Origin of the sequence: Pseudomonas quebecensis, from assembly GCF_026410085.1 — a bacterium.
GTDB classification, from domain to species: domain Bacteria; phylum Pseudomonadota; class Gammaproteobacteria; order Pseudomonadales; family Pseudomonadaceae; genus Aquipseudomonas; species Aquipseudomonas quebecensis.
In genome coordinates this window covers 4,544,754-4,564,024 of sequence record NZ_CP112866.1, presented here as the reverse complement: position 1 = coordinate 4,564,024, position 19,271 = coordinate 4,544,754, and the positions used below count along the sequence as shown (strand labels likewise).

Sequence of the window (19,271 nt, the reverse complement as noted above, 5' to 3'; positions counted from 1 at the left end):
CAATCAAAGGGAGGCAGTCGAAAGGAGCGGCGGATCAGTCCAGCTGTTTTTCTTTGAGGAATTGCGACACCAGATCAGCGATTTGCACGTTGTTCAGATCCGACATGGGGAAGTGGGTATTGCCTTTGATGCCTATCTCAGGCAAGTGGATCAGTCGTACATCGCCACCGTGCCGATTGACCGCGTCGCGCCATAGCCTGGCCATCTTCAGGCGAGCGCGCCAACTGTCCTGAGCAGGTAGATCAACGGCCCGCTCGGGGATGTTGTCGCCGTAAAGGATCAGAATCGGAATGCGCGTCAGTGCCATGAATTGCTCCATCGGCACAGCAGCGCCTTGCACCGTGTCAAATGCGCTGGGAATCGCTTCCGGCACTTCACCTTCAGCAAACACGAAGCTGCTTCCAGGCTCGAACGCCACAATGGCTTTGACCTTTTCGTTCTTGATCGCCGTCAACCAGCCCGGCCCGCCACCTTGCGAATGGGTGAACAAAATCCCCGGGCCGATTTTGTCGAACAGCGCCGAGACGCCATCAGAGACGACGCCCATGTCGAACGGCCCGGTGTTCGGCGTCATTGCCCGGAAAAACTGCTCGCGGGTCTGGGCATCCTGTGCCACTTGCACGCCGTTGAAGTAGTTGGGCCAGAGGCCAATGCGGAACTGGTTGAACCACAGTTGTTCGTCCGGCGTCGGCTTGATTGTGGTCTCGACCATGCTGCGCCCGGCATCACCACGCCGTGGCTGATCGATCAGATAAACGCCGTAGTGGCGCCGCAGAAAAATGTTCTGAAAACCCTCGCGGCCATCGGCGGTTGTTTCCCAGGTTTTGGAGAACTGACCTGCGCCGTGCCACATGACGATGGGCAGTTTTCGCGCATCGACCGGGATTTGGTAGAAAGCGTAGGCGTGGTCACCGTGATAGGTCTGGCCGTCGGGCGTCATTGGTTTGCGCGGGTTGAACGTACCTGGTGCAGTCGTCATCGTTCCGCCAGCGGCGAAGCTGCCTTGTTTTTCAATTATCAGTGGGCCGGAACTATTGGGTTGGTTTGCGCAAGCTGCCAAAAGGCTAATGAGTGTGATACCCAACAATTTTTTAGCGGTCATTTCATTTCCTCGAAGCTGCGAGGGCTTGAGCCAGCGCTGTACCCGCACGCTCGGCGGTCTGGGCATCACCATGCTTTTTCAATAAATCGGTCACTTGACGCAACTGCGCCTCGCTGAGTCCGACACGAAGGCTCGCCAGCATGTGCGAGCGGAGTTGCGATTCCACTCCCGGTGTTGCCGCCAGCGCTCCGACAGTCGCCAGTTCGCGGCTTTGCCAGTCGAGGTTGTCGCGCTCGAAGATGTCGCCGAACAGGTGGGTTTGCAGGAACTGGTTGATCACTGGCGCGAATTCGAACACCGGGCCTTTGACCGGGGCGCCGGAGATCTTCGTTTGATTCGCCGTACCCGCCGCCAACAACTCAGCCCCGACCGGAATCGCCCGGCTTGGTTCGCGTCCCGGCGCATCTGCAATGCCGCGTTGTTTGCGTGCCTGCACCACCGTCATCAATTCGTTCAAGGCATTAAGGCTGCGTGGGAAACCGACGTAGGCGTAGAGCTGCACCAGAATTTCCCGAGTTTCGCTGATGCTCAGGCCCGCATCGAGTCCTTGGTTGAGGGCTGCGTTGAGGCTAGGCATGTCGCTAATCGCCATAAACGCGGCAATCAGGGGAATCGCTTGCTGTCGGGTCGACAGTGATTCTGAGCTGGCGGATGAGATCGTCACGGTTTGCGATGCCTCGGCGGCTTGAGTGGTCACGCTGAACATCGCACCAGCGCTCAAACAGAGCATCAACAGTGCGGAGAGGGCATTGGTCTTGCTTGCGTCACTGGTCATCATGAGGCTCTATCCATGGCGAGTCGTTGCGGTGTTGCTGGATCGTACGGAGGAAGTTTGGGGCGATTAACCCCGATATTGCGCAAGGACTCCTGAGCAGAAATCATGAGTCCTCGTGACGATAATCGCCGAAATCCCGGCGCGACCCCTCTGGTGCGGGGCCTAGAGGACGAATGACTGTTTGCGTCATAGATGCCGGGCGAGCAGCTTCGACACATTCCGTAACTTCATTTACCAGCGTATTGCGCCTCAGAGACCTGCTCCGCCCAGGTGACGGTCTTGCCGTCCTCGGCTTCAGCGATGGCGATGTGGGTCATGCCGTTGCTGGCCGTGGCGCCATGCCAGTGACGGGTGTTCGGTGGAATCCAGACACTGTCGCCCGGACGGATCTCCTGACGCGCGCCACCCTCTTGTTGCACATAGCCGACGCCGGCAGTGACGATCAGCGTTTGCCCCAGCGGATGGGTGTGCCACGCAGTTCGAGCGCCGGGTTCGAAGGTTACCGTGCCGCCGCCGATGCGTGCTGGCAGTTCTCCCTTGAACAGACCATCCACGCGCACCGTGCCGGTAAAGTTTTGCGCCGCCCCCTGGATCGAGGGCTGTGAGCCATTCGGTGTTACGCGGATTTCGCTGGCGGCTTGGGCTTCTCCGGTCATGAGTGATAAAGCAACAAGTGGTGCGATCAATCGGTTCATTGGATCAACTCCGGTCAGGCAATGAAGCGGCTCCATACACGGAGCCGCGTTGGGCAGACTCAGAGTCCGGTCATCTTCAGCGCCGACTCCGGCAAGCGTTCACCGTGCACTTGAATTTGGGCCATCTGCTGGTTGATCACGCGCAGATCGTCATTCGTCAGTTGCAGTTCAACCGCGCCAAGATTCTCTTCCAGCCGATGTTGTTTGGTTGTGCCAGGGATCGGCACAATCCACGGTTTTTGCGCCAACAACCATGCGAGTGCCACTTGCGCCGGCGTGGCATTTTTGCGTTGCGCGACGGCTTTCACTACATCGACCAAAGCCAGGTTGGCCTTACGCGCCTCAGGAGAAAAACGGGGGACAAAATTGCGGAAGTCACTCGCGTCAAATTGGGTGTTCTGATCGATCTGCCCCGTGAGGAAGCCTGCGCCAAGTGGACTGAACGGAACGAAGCCAATACCCAGTTCCTCCAGTGTGCCAAGGAGCTCCTGTTCCGGGCCACGCCAGAACAGCGAATATTCGCTTTGCACCGCCGTCACTGGCTGCACCGCATGTGCCCGGCGAATAGTTTGCACGCCCGCCTCGGATAGACCGAAATGCTTGACCTTTCCCTCGGCTATCAAATCCTTAACGGCGCCGGCCACGTCTTCAATCGGCACCTGCGGATCAACGCGGTGCTGATAAAACAGGTCGATGCAGTCAGTACGTAAACGCTTCAACGATGCCTCTGCCACAGCGCGTATGTGTTCCGGGCGGCTGTTGGTGCCGCCGCCACGTGCGCCAGTGATCAAGTCAATATCGAAGCCGAACTTTGTGGCGATCACCACTTTCTCGCGGATCGGCTGTAAGGCTTCACCCAGCAGCTCTTCATTGGCGAAAGGGCCATACGCCTCAGCGGTGTCGAATAGCGTGACGCCTTGCTCGTGCGCCGAACGAATCAGCTTGATCATGGTGGCTTTGTCGGCTGGTGGCCCGTAGGCCGAGGTCATGCTCATGCAGCCTAGGCCGAGTGCGGAAACTTCAAGGCCGTTGCCCAGCGTGCGGATTTTCATAATGTCACTCCGTAAAGAATTCGATTAACCCGTGATGGGGTGATCGCTCAGCCAACCGTTCACGCGCTCCATGGTCTTGCGCTCCTGCTCCCCCTCCATCACAAAGCCGTCCAGCACTTTTGCTTTCGGTGCATGTTTTATGAGAACGCTGCGGCTGTTGCCCAAGCCATAACCGCCGTGGGTGTTGAAGGGAATGAGGATTTTGCCGGTCAGGTCGTGAGCACTCAAAAAAGCACGGATGATTGGCGGCGCAGTTTCACCCCAGATCGGAAAGCCGAGATAAATCGTGTCGTACTCGTTGAGGGCGCGAACCTTGCCTTGCAGCTCGGGTTCGAAGCCTTCGTCACGCTCCTGACGCGCCTGTTCCACGGTTTGCAGATAATCCTCGGGATATGCGTGGGCCGGGCGAATCTCGAAGAGGTCGGCACCAAGGCCGCGTTGAATCAGCCCGGCGACCACGCGTGTATTGCCTGAGCGAGAAAAGTACGCCACCAGAATTCGAGAGCCTGAACGCGGTGCTTCACTGGTGGTTTGCGTGTCAGCAAGCGACAGTAGTGGCGCGCTCGCAAGTGCGGCGATGACCGTACGCCGCAGCGGGTCGTGATCGTTGCTCATCGCCCGACGCGTTCCTTGAGTGATTCGGGATAACGCTCGCCTTCGATGCGGATCTGCGCCAATGCAACATCAATCGCTTTGAGGTCGCCCGCATCGAGCGTGATGTCCGCGCCGCCGAGGTTTTCTTCAAGGCGATGCAGTTTGGTCGTTCCCGGAATCGGCACAATCCAAGGCGCCTGCGCCAGTAGCCAGGCCAGCGCGATCTGCGCCGGGGTGGCTTGTTTGTGCGCGGCGATCTGCCGGATCAACACCACCAGCCCTTGGTTGGCTTGCAGCGCCGACTGGCTGAAACGCGGGACGATGCTGCGGAAATCGTCACTGCCGTAAGTGGCCTCTGCCGATACGGTGCCGGTGAGAAAACCCTTACCTAGCGGGCTGAACGGCACGAAGCCAATACCCAACTCCCAAAGTGTCGGCAAAATCTCCTTCTCAGGCTCGCGCCACCATAAGGAATATTCACTCTGCAGCGCTGTGACCGGTTGTACCGCATGGGCGCGGCGAATAGTTTGCGCACTAGCCTCCGACAGACCGAAGTGCTTGACCTTGCCTTCACCAATTAGATCTTTTACTACACCGGCTACATCCTCGATGGGCACGTTTGGGTCAACCCGATGCTGATACAGCAAATCGATATAATCGGTTTTCAATCGACGCAACGAACCCTCGACGGCGAGTCGAATACGTTCGGGCCGGCTGTCCAAAGTCTGCTTTGTATTGTCGGCGCCGACGGCGAAGCCGAATTTTGTGGCGATTACGATCTGATCGCGAACTGGCGCCAGCGCTTCGCCGACAACTTGCTCATTGAGATAGGGGCCGTAGAACTCGGCGGTATCGAAGAACGTGACACCTAGATCAACTGCCGAGCGAATCAATGAGATAGCTTGCTGGGTGTCCGTAGCGGGGCCGTAGCCATGGCTCAAGCCCATGCAGCCTAAGCCCAAAGCTGACACTTCAAGTGAACTGTTTCCGAGCGTGCGCTTGTGCATTTCGATCTCCCGACATTTTGCGTTGAGAGAACAGTAAGCGAGCTTACGAATATGGACTAGACGGGGAAATCAGCAAGGGTTCATGAGGTTTGCTCATAAGTCTTAAAGAGACTGTCTTGACGGGAGAAAGCCTTGGCGCCTCTACATAGACTTGACCGAGACAACATCCACATACTTGTACTTCTTCCTAGCGACCTTCACGGCCTCTTGTTCAGCAAGCAACGAGCTCAACGTATCAGCCTCGTGAATCAACTCGGTCATTTTCCCCTCAAATTCGTTTCCAACCCTGAGAGTGACCTTCAGTCTAGGCGTAAAAGCTTTTGCCGCTTTCTTCTTAACTAGAGGAGCTGCTGGCTTTGTAGGCACTACTTCTGGCACATGCACCTGTACTTGAGGAGCAGGCAACTGCTCTTCGGGCTGAGGCGTACCGAATAGGGCACGACGCATTTCTTCTTCAGTTAAATCAGAGTTCATAAAACATCTCAAAGGGACGCATTTCGCTGGGCAAGTTTTAATAAGATTTTTGCTGACTGGTGTTCGAGCGCGGACGTCAAATCCCCAATTCGATTTCAAGACAAGAGCCTCGTAAGGCTTGCGAAAGCTTCACCTTTGGCAGCAGTGTAATGAGCTCATCAACTAAGTTGCTAGCGTGACGTGCGTACAGCGTGACTGTGCCTGCATCAGGCGTTCGACCTGGCACGATGGCACCTACCCGCTGCTGGGCAATTTTCAGTATGCTCAAGACGTCCTGACTCACCTCATTGGTGGACAAGTGTTCAACCAATGGTCTGGGTGGAGGGGCGGCGCGGCTCCACATTTCTATGACCGCTTGGAGGAGTCCGTCTGAGCCAAGATGCTCGAGGGCCATTTCCCATAGCTGCCCCTCCTGCGCCATATTCAAGCGAGCCCTAGTCATTACGGAGTTCTAACAAGGTGAGGGTCTTTCTTGATTGCGAGTTTACCAAGCTCTCAGCGGCTGCGAAGCTGATATCACTCGCATTGGTGGCTGAGGATGGGCGCGAATTCTACGTGGAATTGCTCGATGCTTGGAAAGAAGAAGACTGCAGTGATTTCGTAAAGGAAATCGTGCTTCCGCAGCTGTGGGGAGGCGGCAATGCGCAACCCATTACTGGGGCAAGAACTGCATTGCTCGATTTCCTAGCCTCGTTCGACGAAGTCCTGGAGATTGTCACAGACGCTCCACAGTACGACTGGGAGCTTTTCTGCGAACTCGCATATGACGATGGTAAATGGCCAAGGAACGTCCGGAATTACCCCTCCGACGCAACCACTTTAGATGCCTCAAGTGACGGGGATCCGCTTCCGCATCACGCTCTCCTTGATGCCCGTATCATCGCTAGCATGTTCACCAAAAGCAATCCAGGGAAAGGGTTACCCTGAGAAGGGGCTGTGAATCAGTAGTCTGGATGGGCCAATCGAGTGGAGCGAAATATGAAATGAACAGCGCGCACGACAGAGCAAGTCTCCGAGTTGATTTGTGGGGACAACACGGAAGGTTATCTCCGCTACCTTATCCGTGCATGCAGTAGAGGCCATCGTCATTATTCGCTCAGCTTAATGTGCCCGGATAGGGCCATTGAGCCAAAATATGACGGTTAATGTGCCGTATTGGGGACATTAGCCTTGCACATCTTACGGAGACGTCCGTTGCATTCGGCTTCAAGACGGCAGTTAATTCTCTGAGACGCTAGGCTCTTGGCGAGCCCAGCGTAACGTAGCTACCGCAGCCCGCCACAGCTGTCCTTCCTGTGACATTTTTAGCCGGGAGCTGGTCATTGGAAAATCATACGGAATCAGTTTGATTGGACGTGATTGTTTTCAGATATCTGCGCACAGTCGATCTCGACAGCTCCAGTCTCTCTGCGATTTCTGACACAGACACGCCCGCGCTGCTCAAACGATTAGCTTCCGCTGCCTTTCGCGCCGCATCGGATCGGACGGGTCGACCAGGCGGTAGTTTTCCGGCTCGTGCCATTGACTCCATTTCCTGATCAACACTTTCTTTTCTAATTCTGTTCATCTGTTTGGAAACGCGTTTGAGGCCCTCCCCGAACGGCTCATTAGATTGCAGCGACGTCGCCATGAGAACGAGTGAGGCCGGCTCAACTTCCATTAGCGCTGCAAGACGAATGAGCACATCAATCGTGATGTTAACTTCACCACGCTCTATCCGGCCCCAGTAGGAACGGTCAATTGTGATCAGGTTTTCCTGCGCAAAACCCTTTCTTCTACGCAGTGCTCGTACTACTACAGCAAGGGCTTCTGCGGCCTCCATGACATTTCCCCAGGCAAATCGAGGATGAGGCCATATTGCGTCGCACCATAACACGGACTATCATCCGTATTATGGTGCTAGCAGCACTTTCAGGCTGGCTTCCCGTGATCCGATTGACGTCTCCAAGCCAACGCAACTGGCATGCGGAGAGACTCTTTGCGAGGGGCGAGCGCAAACAAGCGGGATTGAATTGTCAATTTCCGGGTTATTAATTGAGGTGAACCCTATGGCTAGCGTCCAAGAGCCCGACTTTATGAAAGGGTCAAGAACGCCCCTTGAAGGCCTGGAGGGTACTTCTGAAGCTCGAGCTTTAGCAGTTGAACGATTCCCTAAAAAGCCTTACTGCCTAGTTCGCGACTGGACAATATTTCGCATTGAAGTCACTCGCGACGAACTCTTCAAATGCCATGCAGCTGGCCAGCTCCCGATGATCCTGTTTGCTCACAACGTGGCCGAGGACAGCCAAGGCCGTTTCGAACGGGGCGACTGGGTTCGTTCAAGCATGTGTACCGGATTCCACGACGGTGTTGCGTTCGAAACCAGGAACTCTGTTTACGTGTTGATTGGCCCTGGTCATGAACAGCTCGCAAGCCTGAAAGACGTTTTCTCCCTCTTCTAACTGCGCTCTGTATCGGAGCCCATTCAGGCTAAGGACATACGATGTTTAAAACACACGACGCCGACATGCTAGGCCTACCGGGCATGTTCGGTGAGGGTCAGTACCAATGGCATCAGGTATCCAAAGTGCTTCGTAATCACTGGTATCACGTAACTGTCCAGGCCATGTACGAGGACAGAATTTCAGAGGCGGTTCTGATGATCGACAGCGAACCACGGCTTCAGCAACTGCTGATTGCCCAGGACGCGGAGACGGTCATCACAGAGGTGCAAGTAGTCACACCTGCCCACATGAATGGCACGGGAGTTTGGCGCATGGAGAAACTGACCAAAGTGACGCTTGGTGAAGACCAAAACGAGTGTGCTGTGTGCCTGCTGGAGGTGGAGACCGGCTCCAAATACCACAGCTCTCACCAACCTGGCTTCAGCAGTGATGTGCTAAGCAACCTCCGTCCGGTCTATCACGTGAACATGATCCGTACAGCCTGAAATTTACCAAAAATCCCGCACGATATCAGCGCAGATGGTTCCGTGTGGATTTCCTGGTAACGCCATACGGGCTGCGAAAGGAGTGCAATTTTGCTGAATACTTTGGATGTAAATTTTCATGGAAAACGACATACAGATTTCGATCTCGCACGAATCCTAAAAGCACAAGCGCAAGGCTTCGACAAACCTATAACAGCCTATCTCTGCGGAGTATCCATAAAGGCTCGTGCTGGATTAGGCGTCGTGTTTGGTCACAACCGTAAAGACCAATATGGACGGTTCGGCGACGGTCACGCGATCCGGACTTCTGACGTCATTAAGGCGGAGCGCGAGGGCCGATTTTGGGTGCTGACCACAGTGAACTCTAGGTACGTCATCGCCACGTTCCAGAGGGGCAATGGACGTGCAAGTCTGCGTGAGTTTCTGCGGCTTTCACAGGGGATGCACCACTTCACCCCGCGAGGGTTGCAGTAATAGTCGTGGTCTTCTTCAACTGGCGAAGCCTCCTGAATGGCTTCGAGGTGGCGTCATGATCGTCAAGGCAGGCGAAGTCATCTGCATTGCCTCGGGCATTTTTGAGAGTTACGACCGCGCTGGGCCCTTTGTTGCAACACAGGACTTCGACCTCGATTCATTCATAGCAGAGGCAATGAAGCCGCTCACAGAGAAATGGGAAGTGTCGAGCTTGTTCGGGGATATTCCCAGGGTGCTTTTCGAAAACGGGCTCATCACCAAGCTTCCTTGTCGCAAGATTTACCTAGGAGCGATGGGCGAAGTCGACATTCGGGAAGAGCAGGATGACCTTTGATGACGACGTTTCAAGCATTTGACTAAAGCGTCATGATGGTAGCGATAGAGCGGAGATGGTTTGCCTTGCAGCAGCCGCAGTTAGGATCGCGGTAAACGTCGATGACTTCAGCGGCTTGTGCCGCTCCGGTCATGAGTAGTGTCGTGAACGCAGCAATTCGCAGACTGGCATTAATGGGAGTTCTCCTGTTTATAAATAATGCTTACCGGCAGCAGCAACCGCCGCCGTTCCCGCCACAGCCCGAGGTTTTCTTACTCGCTACGCTTTCCACTGTCGCCAGCTGTGCTGGATAGCCCGCGTTCTCCAGGGCCGCAAGCAGCGCTTGACTGTCCGAATCGCCGCTGACCTCCACCCGTCCGGCTTGTAGATCCACTGTTACGTCACTGACTCCTTCAAGTGGGCGCAGCGCTTCGGTGACATGTTTGACACACGAACCACAGCTCATGCCTTGGACTTGCAGTTCAACAGTTTTCATTGGTGACTCCTCACAACTAAATTGATCATGGAAAGACTGACGCACGAGGCTTTTCTGCGGCGTTGGCTTATCCTCAACCTTGCTGCCATGGCAAGGTCAAGCGGTCGTTTTCACTCAATCAATGGAAGCCTGGCGCAGACGCAAGGCGTTGAATACTACCGACGCCGAGCTCACGCTCATGGCCAGTGCGGCAATGAGCGGTGACAGAAGGTGACCGGTAAGTGGAAAGAACAAGCCGGCAGCCAGTGGGATACCCATGGCGTTGTAAAGGAAGGCGAAGGTCAGGTTCTGGTGCATATTTCTCACCGTTGCGACTGACAGGCTGCGAGCACGCAGGATACCGAGCAGATCCCCCTTGACCAGGGTGACCTGAGCGCTGTTCATTGCCACGTCAGTGCCAGTGCCCATGGCGATACCTACATCAGCGCGAGCCAGTGCGGGGGCATCATTAATACCGTCGCCGGCCATCGCCACCCGGTGTCCGGCTTGTTGCAGAGATGCCACCAGACGCTCTTTATCTTGCGGTTTGACCTCGCCGTGAACCTCCTCGATGCCCAACTGGCGAGCTACCGAGCGAGCAGTCGTAAGGCCGTCGCCAGTGGCCATGATGACCTTGACGCCATCCGCCTGCAGACGCTCGACGGCCAGCTTCGTGGTGGGTTTGATGGGGTCGGCAACAGCCAGCAAACCCGCCAGGGCGCCATCGACTGCCAGGTACATGATGCTCGTACCGTCGCCGCGTAGCTTCTCGGCATGTTCTTGCAAGCTCTCTGTGGAAACGCCGGCCTCCTGCATCAACGCGGTATTGCCTAGCATCAGGCGGCGACCCTCGACCTGCCCGCTTACACCAATACCTGAGGCTGACTCGAAGGTTTCAGGTGTCACCAGTTTTAGCCCTGCGGCACGAGCCTGCTCGACGATGGCGTGGGCCAATGGATGCTCACTGCCCTGATCGAGACTTGCGGCCAGGCGCAACACTTCATCCTGAGTAAATCCGGGTACGGCCTCGACGCTATGGAACGCTGGTCGACCTTCAGTGAGGGTGCCAGTTTTGTCGACTATCAAGATGTCTATCTTGCGCAGGTTTTCGATGGCGGCGGCATCGCGAAACAATACGCCGCTGCCAGCAGCCTTGCCGGTGGCAACCATGACTGACATCGGTGTCGCTAGGCCAAGGGCACAGGGACAGGCAATGATCATGACCGCGACAGCGTTGATCAGTCCAAACACCCAACTTGGCTCGGGCCCCCACAGCCCCCAGCCGAGTAGAGTTAGCGCGGCGATAGCAATCACAACGATCACGAAGTAACTGGCAATCACATCTGCCAGCCGTTGCATCGGCGCTTTTGAGCGTTGTGCCTGCACAACCATCTGCACAATCTGTGCGAGCAGGGTCGCCGACCCTATCTTCTGCGCCTGCATCACCAGACTGCCGTGAATGTTGAGAGTGGCGCCAATCAGCGCGTCGCCGGCTCTCTTCATGATCGGTATCGGTTCGCCGGTGAGCATCGACTCATCTACAGCGCTTTCGCCTTGCAACACCTGACCGTCGACAGGCACTTTTTCGCCCGGTCGCACACGTAACGTGTCGCCGCTGTGTACGTGTGTCAGAGGGATGTCTTCTTCCGTGCCATCGGCATTGATCCGTCGGGCAGTTTTGGGTGCCAGTCCAAGCAGCGACTTGATGGCAGCCGAGGTTTGCGAGCGAGCCTTGAGTTCAAGCATCTGGCCGAGAAGGGTCAGTGAGATGATCACAGCCGCCGCTTCGAAATACACACCAATGCGGCCCTCCATCATGAAGTTGCTGGGGAATACATCGGGGGTCAGGGTGGCCACGACGCTGTAAAGGAAGGCCGCCGCCGTGCCGAGGCCGATTAGCGTCCACATGTTCGGACTTCGCTGAATCACCGAACGCACACCACGCACATAAAACGGCCAGCCAGCCCACAGCACGACGGGTGTAGCCAATCCCAGCTCGACCCAATTTTGCGTGGTGCCATGGAACAGCACCAGGGCATGGCCACCCATAGCCAGCACGGTGACGATCACTGTCAGTGGCAATGTCCACCAGAAGCGCCGGGTGAAGTCCTTAAGTTCGGGATTCTCATCCTCCTCTAAGTCGGGAATCACCGCCTCTAAGGTCATACCGCACTTAGGGCAGACGCCGGGGCCGATCTGGCGAATTTCCGGATGCATGGGACATGTGTATTCAGCGGCACCCGTTAAGGGTTCTGCTGTTGTCTGGGGGATTTGTTCGATTTTCAGTTGAGATATTCGATAACGCTCGGGCGCTGCCCTGAATGTCGTTTGGCATTTCTGGCTGCAGAACCGGTAGTTTTGCCCCTCATATTCCGTACTGAACTGGCTGTCGTTACTGACGGTCATGCCACATACCGGGTCATGGGAGCCGGTGGGTTGAGATTCTGAGTTCTGTATTGGGCCGTGCTCTTGACGAACCTCAGGGGTGTGCATGACCTAACTCCTGTTCGCATCTTTGGTTGAGACTGAGGTTTCGCCGTGATGACTGTGACCACCGTGGTGGTGCCCGAAAAAATGCATCAGCGGGCACAACAGCAAAATCATGTAAGGCAGTAAGCCCAGCATATGGCCGTAGTGTTCTCTTGCTAGATAGAACAGCACGATCACCAGCAGCATGCCCAGCGCTATGCCGGGTTTGCTCCTCCAAAATGTTGGAGCGGTGTTAGCAGAATGTGGTGAATTCATCATGGTTCTGTACTCCTGAGGGAGTGCTGTTTAGTGATACGTCGTAAAGGTGCAACGGGCGGCAGTTTTACCCTTGGCATATTGGCTAAAGTAAAACCGTCGCTGCATTGCCTACAGGCTTGTGCGCGTCACTTGCTCATCGGCATGTTCATCATGCTCGTTTGCTGATCCATCATTTTCATCATCATGTTCATCATTCCCATGTCCATGCCGTCTTCGTTGCCGTCCATGCCCATGCCCATGCCCATGCCCTTGCCATGACAGTTGTTATGCATCACGGCCATGCTGTCCTTCATCGTCTTCATGCTCTCCTGCATGGCGGCGTGCCGCTCGGCTGGGGTCTTGGCTGCGGCTGCCTTGTCGTGTGCAGCCTGCATTTTTTGCATTTGCTCGGTCATGACATTGTTTTGCATCGGCGTAGCTGCTTCGCTTGTCTTGGCGGGCGCGGTCTGCCCCTCCGGGTGATGCTCATCGACTGCCGAGACGATGAGTGGGCTGCTCACGAGCAGGGCGGCGAGGATAAATTTCAATGTGGTATGCATGGCAATCTCCAAAGGGTTAGGACAACTCAGGTAATACCAAGCCGCGCCAGGTTGGCGCAGTCAGACAGGGCGCCGAGAATTGGCGCGCAGAAGATCGGATTAATCGTTGAAACGGACGAAAATCAGGCGGGAAGGAGGTCTGGCCGGTAGAGGGCGCCGTAATGCATGAAAGGCAAAAGCGGAGGGATTGGCGGGATACAAAATCAGCAACGCTGGGATAAGGAGCAGAAACGTCCAACTGAACAGGTCAAATATTTGAAGATGGAGCGAAGGACTTACGGCTATTGCCGCATCGGCGCAGTGCTTAAGGCAACCGAGGGCATGGGCGTCGTGGCTATCGTAATCTTGCGCGGTGTTCAGCGAGACATGAGTTGTAGCCGGATTGTGGCTGGGCTGTACCAGACATCCCTGGGTCGCTGCCAGACCAAACGCTAACACCCACAGCACGACGGCGAGGCGTATGAACGTTGGTTGACGATGGCGAAACCAGAACATGGAGAATCTCCGGTACTGATTAGCGGATTTTGATTTTTCAACATACGCCACATTGAAGTGCCACGGTTGATCTATATCAATTTATGCAGCCGGCTGTCGGTTCTGTGGTGCGGTCAAATTTCATGACGCCAGTCGATTTTTCAGATGTTGAGTTTCTCCGTATGCTGTCAAAAGTGTAATCACTGGCTAAGCGTGCTGACAGGTGCGTCCCTTCATCATCCTCATCGAGCTGACGCTCAAACTCTCTGGTTTCAACGAGAGTCAATTCCTTGAAGGAGATGCACTATGAAAGCAACCAACGTTGTGATTCTTACACTCAGTTTGGCTATATCGTCCCTGGCCCTTGCCGAAGGTGGCGGCGACCGTGCGGTTGAGCGCATGGAACAAGCTCGCCAGACGGCAATGGCCACCGGAAAGTCTGCCCCCGGAGCTGAGGCGCAAGAAAATATTGCACAAGAGAAGCTCAAGGCTGAAAAGCAGCCTCACCATTGCTGAGCCAACCAGCTTACTGAAATGTAATCACCCCGTTTGCTGGCTTATGGCATCTTCCGATACATCAAGCGCACTAGCTCGTCTAGCGTTAGCCCTTAGGGGCACGCCCAGTGCGCACATCTAACATCCGACTGACGGGACATGAATCGGTATGCAAGCCAAAACCTCTCGGCGCACCTTTGTGAAAGGACTCACCGCAGGCGGGATTCTCGGTGGTTTAGGCCTCTGGCATACCCCTATCTGGGCCGCCCCTAGAGTGGGCGATGCCAATGTCTTGTCAGGTACAGAGTTTGACCTCTTCATCGGAGAAACACCGGTAAATATCACTGGGAACTCCCGGACGGCCATGACCATAAATGGCGGGATTCCTGGGCCCCAGCTGCGCTGGCGTGAGGGCGATACCGTGACCTTGCGGGTCAAGAACCGCCTCAAGGATATGACTTCTATCCACTGGCACGGAATTATCCTTCCGGCAAACATGGACGGTGTGCCAGGCCTTAGTTTCCATGGAATTGAGCCTGATGGCACGTACGTCTATCAGTTCAAGGTCAAGCAGAACGGAACGTACTGGTATCACAGTCACTCCGGCTTCCAAGAACAGGTAGGTGTATACGGCCCATTGGTAATCGACGCGAAAGAGCCCGAGCCATTTGAGTATGACCGTGACCTCGTGGTGATGCTTAGCGACTGGACGGATGAAAATCCGGCTTCGCTGATGAAAACACTGAAGAAACAGGCGGACTACTACAACACCCATAAGCGAACAGTGGGTGACTTCATCAATGACGTGGCTGACAAAGGTTGGTCAGCAACCGTCGCTGATCGCAAGATGTGGGCCGAGATGAAGATGAACCCTACTGACATTGCGGACGTCAGTGGCGCGACGTACACCTACTTGATGAACGGACAGGCTCCAGACTCCAACTGGACTGGCACCTTCAAACCTGGCGAAAAGCTTAGGTTAAGGTTCATCAATGGTTCAGCCATGTCCTACTTCGATGTACGTATCCCAGGTTTGAAGATGACTGTTGTGGCCGCTGATGGCCAGTACGTCAAACCTGTAATCGTGGATGAGTTCAGAATCGCTACTGCCGAGACGTTTGACGTGATCGTCGAACCCACCCAAGAGGCCTACACACTGTTTGCGCAGTCGATGGATCGGTCGGGTTACGCCCGAGGCACCTTGGCCGTCCGGTCTGGCATGACTGCTCCAGTACCTGCGCTAGACCCTCGACCTCTAGTAACCATGGCCGACATGGGTATGGCCGGTATGGATCACGGTGCGATGGCCGGTATGGGCGATATGGCTGGAATGGATCACAGCAAAATGGGCGGTATGGGAGACGACTCGATGCAGGGTATGTCAGGTATGGACGGTGGAGCCATGAAAGATAGCTCTGGCGCTGTGCAAGGCATGTCCGGTATGGACAGCAGGCAGGGAATGGATCACAGCAATATGTCCATGGATGGCATGAGTGGTATGGGAGAAATGCAGTCGCACCCAGCCACAGAGTCCAACAATCCTCTCGTCGACATGCAAGCAATGTCGACATCGCCGAAGCTTGATGATCCCGGTATGGGCCTTCGCGAAAATGGCCGAAAGGTACTGACGTACTCTGACCTAAAGAGCACGTTTGAAGATCCAGATGGACGTGAGCCAAGTCGAACCATCGAACTGCACTTGACTGGTCACATGGAAAAGTTTTCCTGGTCTTTCAACGGCGTGAAGTTTTCGGACGCCGAGCCGTTAAAACTGAAGTACGGCGAGCGAGTTCGGTTCGTTCTCGTGAACGACACCATGATGACTCACCCCATCCACCTGCATGGGATGTGGAGCGACCTTGAAGATGAAAACGGGCAATTCCTTGTCCGCAAACACACCATCGATATGCCGCCAGGATCAAAGCGTAGCTACCGAGTGACTGCTGATGCGTTGGGACGCTGGGCCTATCACTGCCATCTCCTGTACCACATGGAAATGGGCATGTTCCGTGAAGTGCGCGTGGAGGAATAAGGAGATGGCTATGAGTAATTTCTTAAGCGGGACTCGCATGCACTCAGCTGTGCTCACGGTCGCTCTCACTGCTGGTGTTGCCTTGCCGGCAGCTGCTGAGTCTACTGGGCAGATGCAGGGCATGGATCACAGCCAAATGCAGGGTATGGATCAGGGCCAGATGCAGGGCATGGATCACAGCCAGATGAAGGGCATGGATCACAGCAAAATGGAGGGTATGCAGCCCGCCAAGCAGCCACAAACTCAAAGTCGGACTCCGATACCACCACTTACCGATGCTGACAGAGCCGCAGTTTATAACGCCCCTGGTGGTCACGAAGTCCATGACAGTGCTCTCAACTCATTTTTTATATTTGAGAAGCTGGAATGGCAGGATGCTGACGATGGAAGCGCGCTGAACTGGGAAGCCCAAGGTTGGATAGGGGGAGATGTTGATCGCCTTTGGTTGCGCACCGAAGGTGAGCGCACCAATGGAAAGACTGAAGAAGCTGAGGTTCACGCTTTATGGGGACACGCCATTAGCCCTTGGTGGGATTTAGTCGGTGGGGTTCGTCAAGACTTCAAACCAGGCGACCCACAAACGTGGGCTGCTTTCGGTATTCAGGGCCTTGCGCTCTACAATTTCGAGGCCCAGGCTACTGCTTATCTGGGTGAAGGTGGCCAGACCGCTGCTCGGTTGGAGGGTGACTACGACATTCTCCTTACCAATAAGCTGATTCTGCAACCGACGGCAGAATTCAATTTCTATGGCAAAAACGATCCCCAACGTGGAGTTGGATCAGGGCTGTCTGAAAGTGAGATTGGTTTGCGGCTCCGGTACGAATTCCGTCCGCAATTCGCACCTTACGTCGGTGTAACTTGGAATCGGGCTTACGGCAAAACCGCAGACTATGCCCGCGATGAAGGCGAAGATAATAACGAAGCACGCCTAGTGCTCGGCGTCCGAGTGTGGTTCTAAATCGAAGTTAGCGGCACCAAATAATTACCTAACCTCATTACAACAGCTAAGCGCTGTGAGGAGCCTTGCATGTCTGTTTTCAAATCCTGTGTTGTGGCCGTTGCTCTTTCATCCAGCTTACTGCTCAGTGCAGTTGCCCAAGCCCACCCGAAGCTGCTGTCTTCAACTCCTGCTGAAGGTGAGAACGGCCAAGCCCCGGCAAAGATTGAGCTGCACTTTTCTGAAAACCTGGTCACTCAGTTTTCCGGAGCCAAGTTGATCATGACCGACATGCCTGGCATGCCCAATTCACCTATGGGTGTGAAAGCCAGCGTGGCCGGTGGCGGTGATCCCAAAACGATGGTCGTAACTCCTGCCTCCCCTCTCACAACTGGCACCTATAAAGTGGAATGGCGAGCAGTCTCATCCGACACCCACCCGATCACCGGCGCCGTAACTTTCAAAGTGAAATAAGCATGAGCGACTCATTAAATGTGGTACTGCGATTCGCGCTCTACTTAGACCTGATGCTCCTGTTCGGCCTAGCAGTCTTCGGGCTTTACAGCTTTCGGGGAAAAGAGCGCGTATCAGGCGCGGTGTTGCATTTTGGGTCGCTACTACCTGGCATCGCTGCTGTTGGTGTGTTTTTGTCGATAGCCACCTTCATCGTCATGGCAAAAAATATGAGCGGCGCATCCGACTGGGTGGAGCTGCGACCTCATCTGGAAATGATGTTGTACGAGACTGAGATTGGATATAGCTGGGTGACGCGCATGATCTCGCTGGCAGCGGTGATTTTTGTCGCAAGTCAGAGCGCGCGATGGCCAACATGGAGCCTCGGGGTTGCGACCTTGGCAGGCGGCATCGCTTTGTCTACGCTCGCGTGGACAGGTCATGGGGCGATGGACGAAGGTACTCAGCGATTCTGGCACTTTACGGCTGATATTCTGCACCTTCTCGCCGCTGGCGGCTGGATCGGAGCTCTCGCGGCGTTTGGCTTGATGTTGAGCATTAGGAGGTCTAATTCGGAGCAACTCGTACGAGTGCTGTCACGAGCGCTCAAGGGCTTCGAAACAGCAGGCGCGTTCATTGTCGGTACGATCATAGTCACGGGCATCGCTAACTATCTCTTCATTGTCGGGCCGACGTTGCTAGAAGTTTTAACCAGCACCTATGGCGTCCTTCTGCTTTTAAAAATCCTGCTTTTTGGGTGCATGATCGGGCTGGCTACCCTCAATCGTTTTTACCTGAGTCCTTCACTCGAGCGCTCTGTGGAGGCCGGTGAGTATTCCCTGGCAGCGACTGCTTTGAGAAAAAGCGTACTTATTGAGTCAACCTGTGCTGTGGTTATCGTCTGCTTGGTGGCGTGGCTAGGAACATTGAGCCCTTCAATCGATATGGCTCAAGGGTGAGCTAGCAGCTAGATCTGAGCAACCCCGAAGCCGCCCAGATCCGAGCCTGATTATCGGCTGACGGGGTAATCAGCAACCACTTCTTGCGCTCCCGCCTTGGTAACCCCCAGGACTTGATAGGGTTGATGGTTCTGGTCGTAGTCCATGCCGGGAGAACCTGCGGGCATACCTGGCACTGCGATTCCCGCGAGTTCGGAGCGACCACTCAGCTTCTTGATTTCATCAGCTGGGACATGCCCCTCAACAAACTTGCCGTCGATAACAGCCGTATGGCATGACGCGAGTTCCTGCGGCACCCCTAAGCTTTGCTTAATAGCGCTCATATTGCTTTCTACGTGGTCGACTACCTTGAATCCATTCGATTCAAGGTGCTTGACCCATTCCTTGCAGCAACCGCAATTCGCGTCACGATGCACGTCAATTGTGAGCGGCTCAGCGGCCTGCGCGATGCCACACATCACCAACCCCATAGCGACCAAAAGCTTTCGTTTGGACATTCGATGCACCTCATCACGTTTTAGTGCGGTCACTCTTTATGCCTTTGGCATCCGCACCCTCTGCCACGTAGGTTAAGCGCAAAAAATCAGATCGCGATTACATTTCTGTAAGCCGCCCGCTAGCTGGTGTCATCGGAAGCCGGCCTGTCGTAACTGGGAGTTAACCGTTGGCTGTTGAGGCAATTACATTTACGTAAGCTTGCGCACAGTTGTCAGATTGGTAGCACACTAGAACACCGCAAAACCG

At 55.1% G+C, this 19,271-nt stretch carries 24 protein-coding genes and 1 pseudogene; 10 read left to right on the top strand and 15 right to left on the bottom strand.

Annotation, left to right across the window (positions count from 1 at the left end):
• Positions 1-34: 34 nt before the first annotated feature.
• From OSC50_RS21350 to OSC50_RS21320, 7 genes are all read right to left on the bottom strand, one after another.
• Complete coding sequence (locus OSC50_RS21350) at positions 35-979, bottom strand: alpha/beta hydrolase (protein ID WP_150688135.1); 945 nt, start codon at positions 977-979, stop codon at positions 35-37.
• 124 nt (positions 980-1,103) lie between these two features.
• Complete coding sequence (locus OSC50_RS21345) at positions 1,104-1,880, bottom strand: carboxymuconolactone decarboxylase family protein (protein WP_150688134.1); 777 nt, start codon at positions 1,878-1,880, stop codon at positions 1,104-1,106.
• A 224-nt stretch (positions 1,881-2,104) separates the two neighbouring features.
• Entirely contained in the window at positions 2,105-2,572 is a 468-nt protein-coding gene (locus OSC50_RS21340; RefSeq protein ID WP_150688133.1) for a (R)-mandelonitrile lyase, read from the bottom strand.
• Between the two features lie 59 nt (positions 2,573-2,631).
• On the bottom strand, positions 2,632-3,624 hold the full coding sequence (locus tag OSC50_RS21335; protein WP_150688132.1) for an aldo/keto reductase: 993 nt from the start codon (positions 3,622-3,624) through the stop codon (positions 2,632-2,634).
• A 24-nt stretch (positions 3,625-3,648) separates the two neighbouring features.
• Positions 3,649-4,239, bottom strand: coding sequence for a flavodoxin (locus OSC50_RS21330; protein ID WP_150688131.1), 591 nt, complete (start codon positions 4,237-4,239; stop codon positions 3,649-3,651).
• A complete protein-coding gene (locus OSC50_RS21325; protein ID WP_150688130.1) occupies positions 4,236-5,225 on the bottom strand; it encodes an aldo/keto reductase in 990 nt (329 codons plus the stop codon). Before OSC50_RS21325 ends, OSC50_RS21330 begins: the two co-directional genes overlap by 4 nt.
• Positions 5,226-5,366: 141 nt before the next feature.
• Positions 5,367-5,699: a hypothetical protein gene (locus OSC50_RS21320; protein ID WP_150688129.1), complete on the bottom strand. Its 333-nt coding sequence runs from the start codon at positions 5,697-5,699 to the stop codon at positions 5,367-5,369.
• Between the two features lie 459 nt (positions 5,700-6,158).
• On the opposite strand from OSC50_RS21320, the gene OSC50_RS21315 reads away from it, so the two are divergent.
• Positions 6,159-6,626, top strand: coding sequence for a 3'-5' exonuclease family protein (locus OSC50_RS21315; protein WP_150688127.1), 468 nt, complete (start codon positions 6,159-6,161; stop codon positions 6,624-6,626).
• A gap of 403 nt (positions 6,627-7,029) precedes the next feature.
• Here the strand turns inward: OSC50_RS21315 and OSC50_RS21310 are convergent, their stop codons facing one another.
• Complete coding sequence (locus OSC50_RS21310; protein ID WP_157767052.1) at positions 7,030-7,521, bottom strand: HTH domain-containing protein; 492 nt, start codon at positions 7,519-7,521, stop codon at positions 7,030-7,032.
• 226 nt (positions 7,522-7,747) lie between these two features.
• Here OSC50_RS21310 and OSC50_RS21305 point away from each other — a divergent pair, with 226 nt between their 5' ends.
• From OSC50_RS21305 to OSC50_RS21290, 4 genes are all read left to right on the top strand, one after another.
• A complete protein-coding gene (locus tag OSC50_RS21305) occupies positions 7,748-8,140 on the top strand; it encodes a DUF6957 family protein (protein ID WP_224787153.1) in 393 nt (130 codons plus the stop codon).
• Between the two features lie 41 nt (positions 8,141-8,181).
• Entirely contained in the window at positions 8,182-8,628 is a 447-nt protein-coding gene (locus OSC50_RS21300; RefSeq protein WP_099455462.1) for a hypothetical protein, read from the top strand.
• 90 nt (positions 8,629-8,718) lie between these two features.
• Positions 8,719-9,102, top strand: a complete 384-nt coding sequence (locus tag OSC50_RS21295) for a hypothetical protein (RefSeq protein WP_099455461.1) — start codon at positions 8,719-8,721, stop codon at positions 9,100-9,102.
• A 55-nt stretch (positions 9,103-9,157) separates the two neighbouring features.
• Positions 9,158-9,436: a hypothetical protein gene (locus OSC50_RS21290; RefSeq protein ID WP_099455460.1), complete on the top strand. Its 279-nt coding sequence runs from the start codon at positions 9,158-9,160 to the stop codon at positions 9,434-9,436.
• Positions 9,437-9,485: 49 nt separating this feature from the next.
• Here the strand turns inward: OSC50_RS21290 and OSC50_RS21285 are convergent.
• The 6 genes and pseudogenes from OSC50_RS21285 to OSC50_RS21260 form a co-directional block, all read right to left on the bottom strand.
• Positions 9,486-9,569 (bottom strand): annotated as a pseudogene (locus OSC50_RS21285) (DUF411 domain-containing protein); the annotation flags it as partial.
• A 69-nt stretch (positions 9,570-9,638) separates the two neighbouring features.
• Entirely contained in the window at positions 9,639-9,911 is a 273-nt protein-coding gene (locus OSC50_RS21280; RefSeq protein WP_099455459.1) for a heavy-metal-associated domain-containing protein, read from the bottom strand.
• A 114-nt stretch (positions 9,912-10,025) separates the two neighbouring features.
• Complete coding sequence (locus OSC50_RS21275; protein ID WP_099455908.1) at positions 10,026-12,296, bottom strand: heavy metal translocating P-type ATPase; 2,271 nt, start codon at positions 12,294-12,296, stop codon at positions 10,026-10,028.
• A gap of 90 nt (positions 12,297-12,386) precedes the next feature.
• Positions 12,387-12,638 carry a DUF2933 domain-containing protein gene (locus tag OSC50_RS21270; protein ID WP_099455458.1) on the bottom strand — a complete coding sequence of 84 codons (252 nt, stop codon included), beginning with the start codon at positions 12,636-12,638 and terminating at the stop codon, positions 12,387-12,389.
• A gap of 125 nt (positions 12,639-12,763) precedes the next feature.
• Positions 12,764-13,177 (bottom strand): hypothetical protein, encoded by a 414-nt coding sequence (locus OSC50_RS21265; RefSeq protein ID WP_150688126.1) that lies wholly within the window; start codon positions 13,175-13,177, stop codon positions 12,764-12,766.
• Between the two features lie 99 nt (positions 13,178-13,276).
• On the bottom strand, positions 13,277-13,672 hold the full coding sequence (locus tag OSC50_RS21260; protein ID WP_099455456.1) for a hypothetical protein: 396 nt from the start codon (positions 13,670-13,672) through the stop codon (positions 13,277-13,279).
• A 285-nt stretch (positions 13,673-13,957) separates the two neighbouring features.
• On the opposite strand from OSC50_RS21260, the gene OSC50_RS21255 reads away from it, so the two are divergent.
• The 5 genes from OSC50_RS21255 to copD all read left to right on the top strand — a co-directional run bounded on the left by OSC50_RS21255 (position 13,958) and on the right by copD (position 18,527).
• Positions 13,958-14,167, top strand: coding sequence for a co-regulatory protein PtrA N-terminal domain-containing protein (locus tag OSC50_RS21255; RefSeq protein WP_099455455.1), 210 nt, complete (start codon positions 13,958-13,960; stop codon positions 14,165-14,167).
• 148 nt (positions 14,168-14,315) lie between these two features.
• On the top strand, positions 14,316-16,178 hold the full coding sequence (locus tag OSC50_RS21250; RefSeq protein ID WP_150688125.1) for a copper resistance system multicopper oxidase: 1,863 nt from the start codon (positions 14,316-14,318) through the stop codon (positions 16,176-16,178).
• 10 nt (positions 16,179-16,188) lie between these two features.
• A complete protein-coding gene (locus tag OSC50_RS21245; RefSeq protein ID WP_181004894.1) occupies positions 16,189-17,136 on the top strand; it encodes a copper resistance protein B in 948 nt (315 codons plus the stop codon).
• 69 nt (positions 17,137-17,205) lie between these two features.
• The gene (gene copC / locus OSC50_RS21240; protein WP_103451575.1) at positions 17,206-17,589 is read left to right on the top strand and encodes a copper homeostasis periplasmic binding protein CopC; all 384 of its coding nucleotides are present in this window, start codon (positions 17,206-17,208) and stop codon (positions 17,587-17,589) included.
• A gap of 2 nt (positions 17,590-17,591) precedes the next feature.
• Entirely contained in the window at positions 17,592-18,527 is a 936-nt protein-coding gene (gene copD, locus OSC50_RS21235; protein WP_150688124.1) for a copper homeostasis membrane protein CopD, read from the top strand.
• A 50-nt stretch (positions 18,528-18,577) separates the two neighbouring features.
• Here the strand turns inward: copD and OSC50_RS21230 are convergent, their stop codons facing one another.
• Entirely contained in the window at positions 18,578-19,024 is a 447-nt protein-coding gene (locus OSC50_RS21230; RefSeq protein WP_103451573.1) for a DUF411 domain-containing protein, read from the bottom strand.
• Between the last annotated feature and the right edge of the window lie 247 nt (positions 19,025-19,271).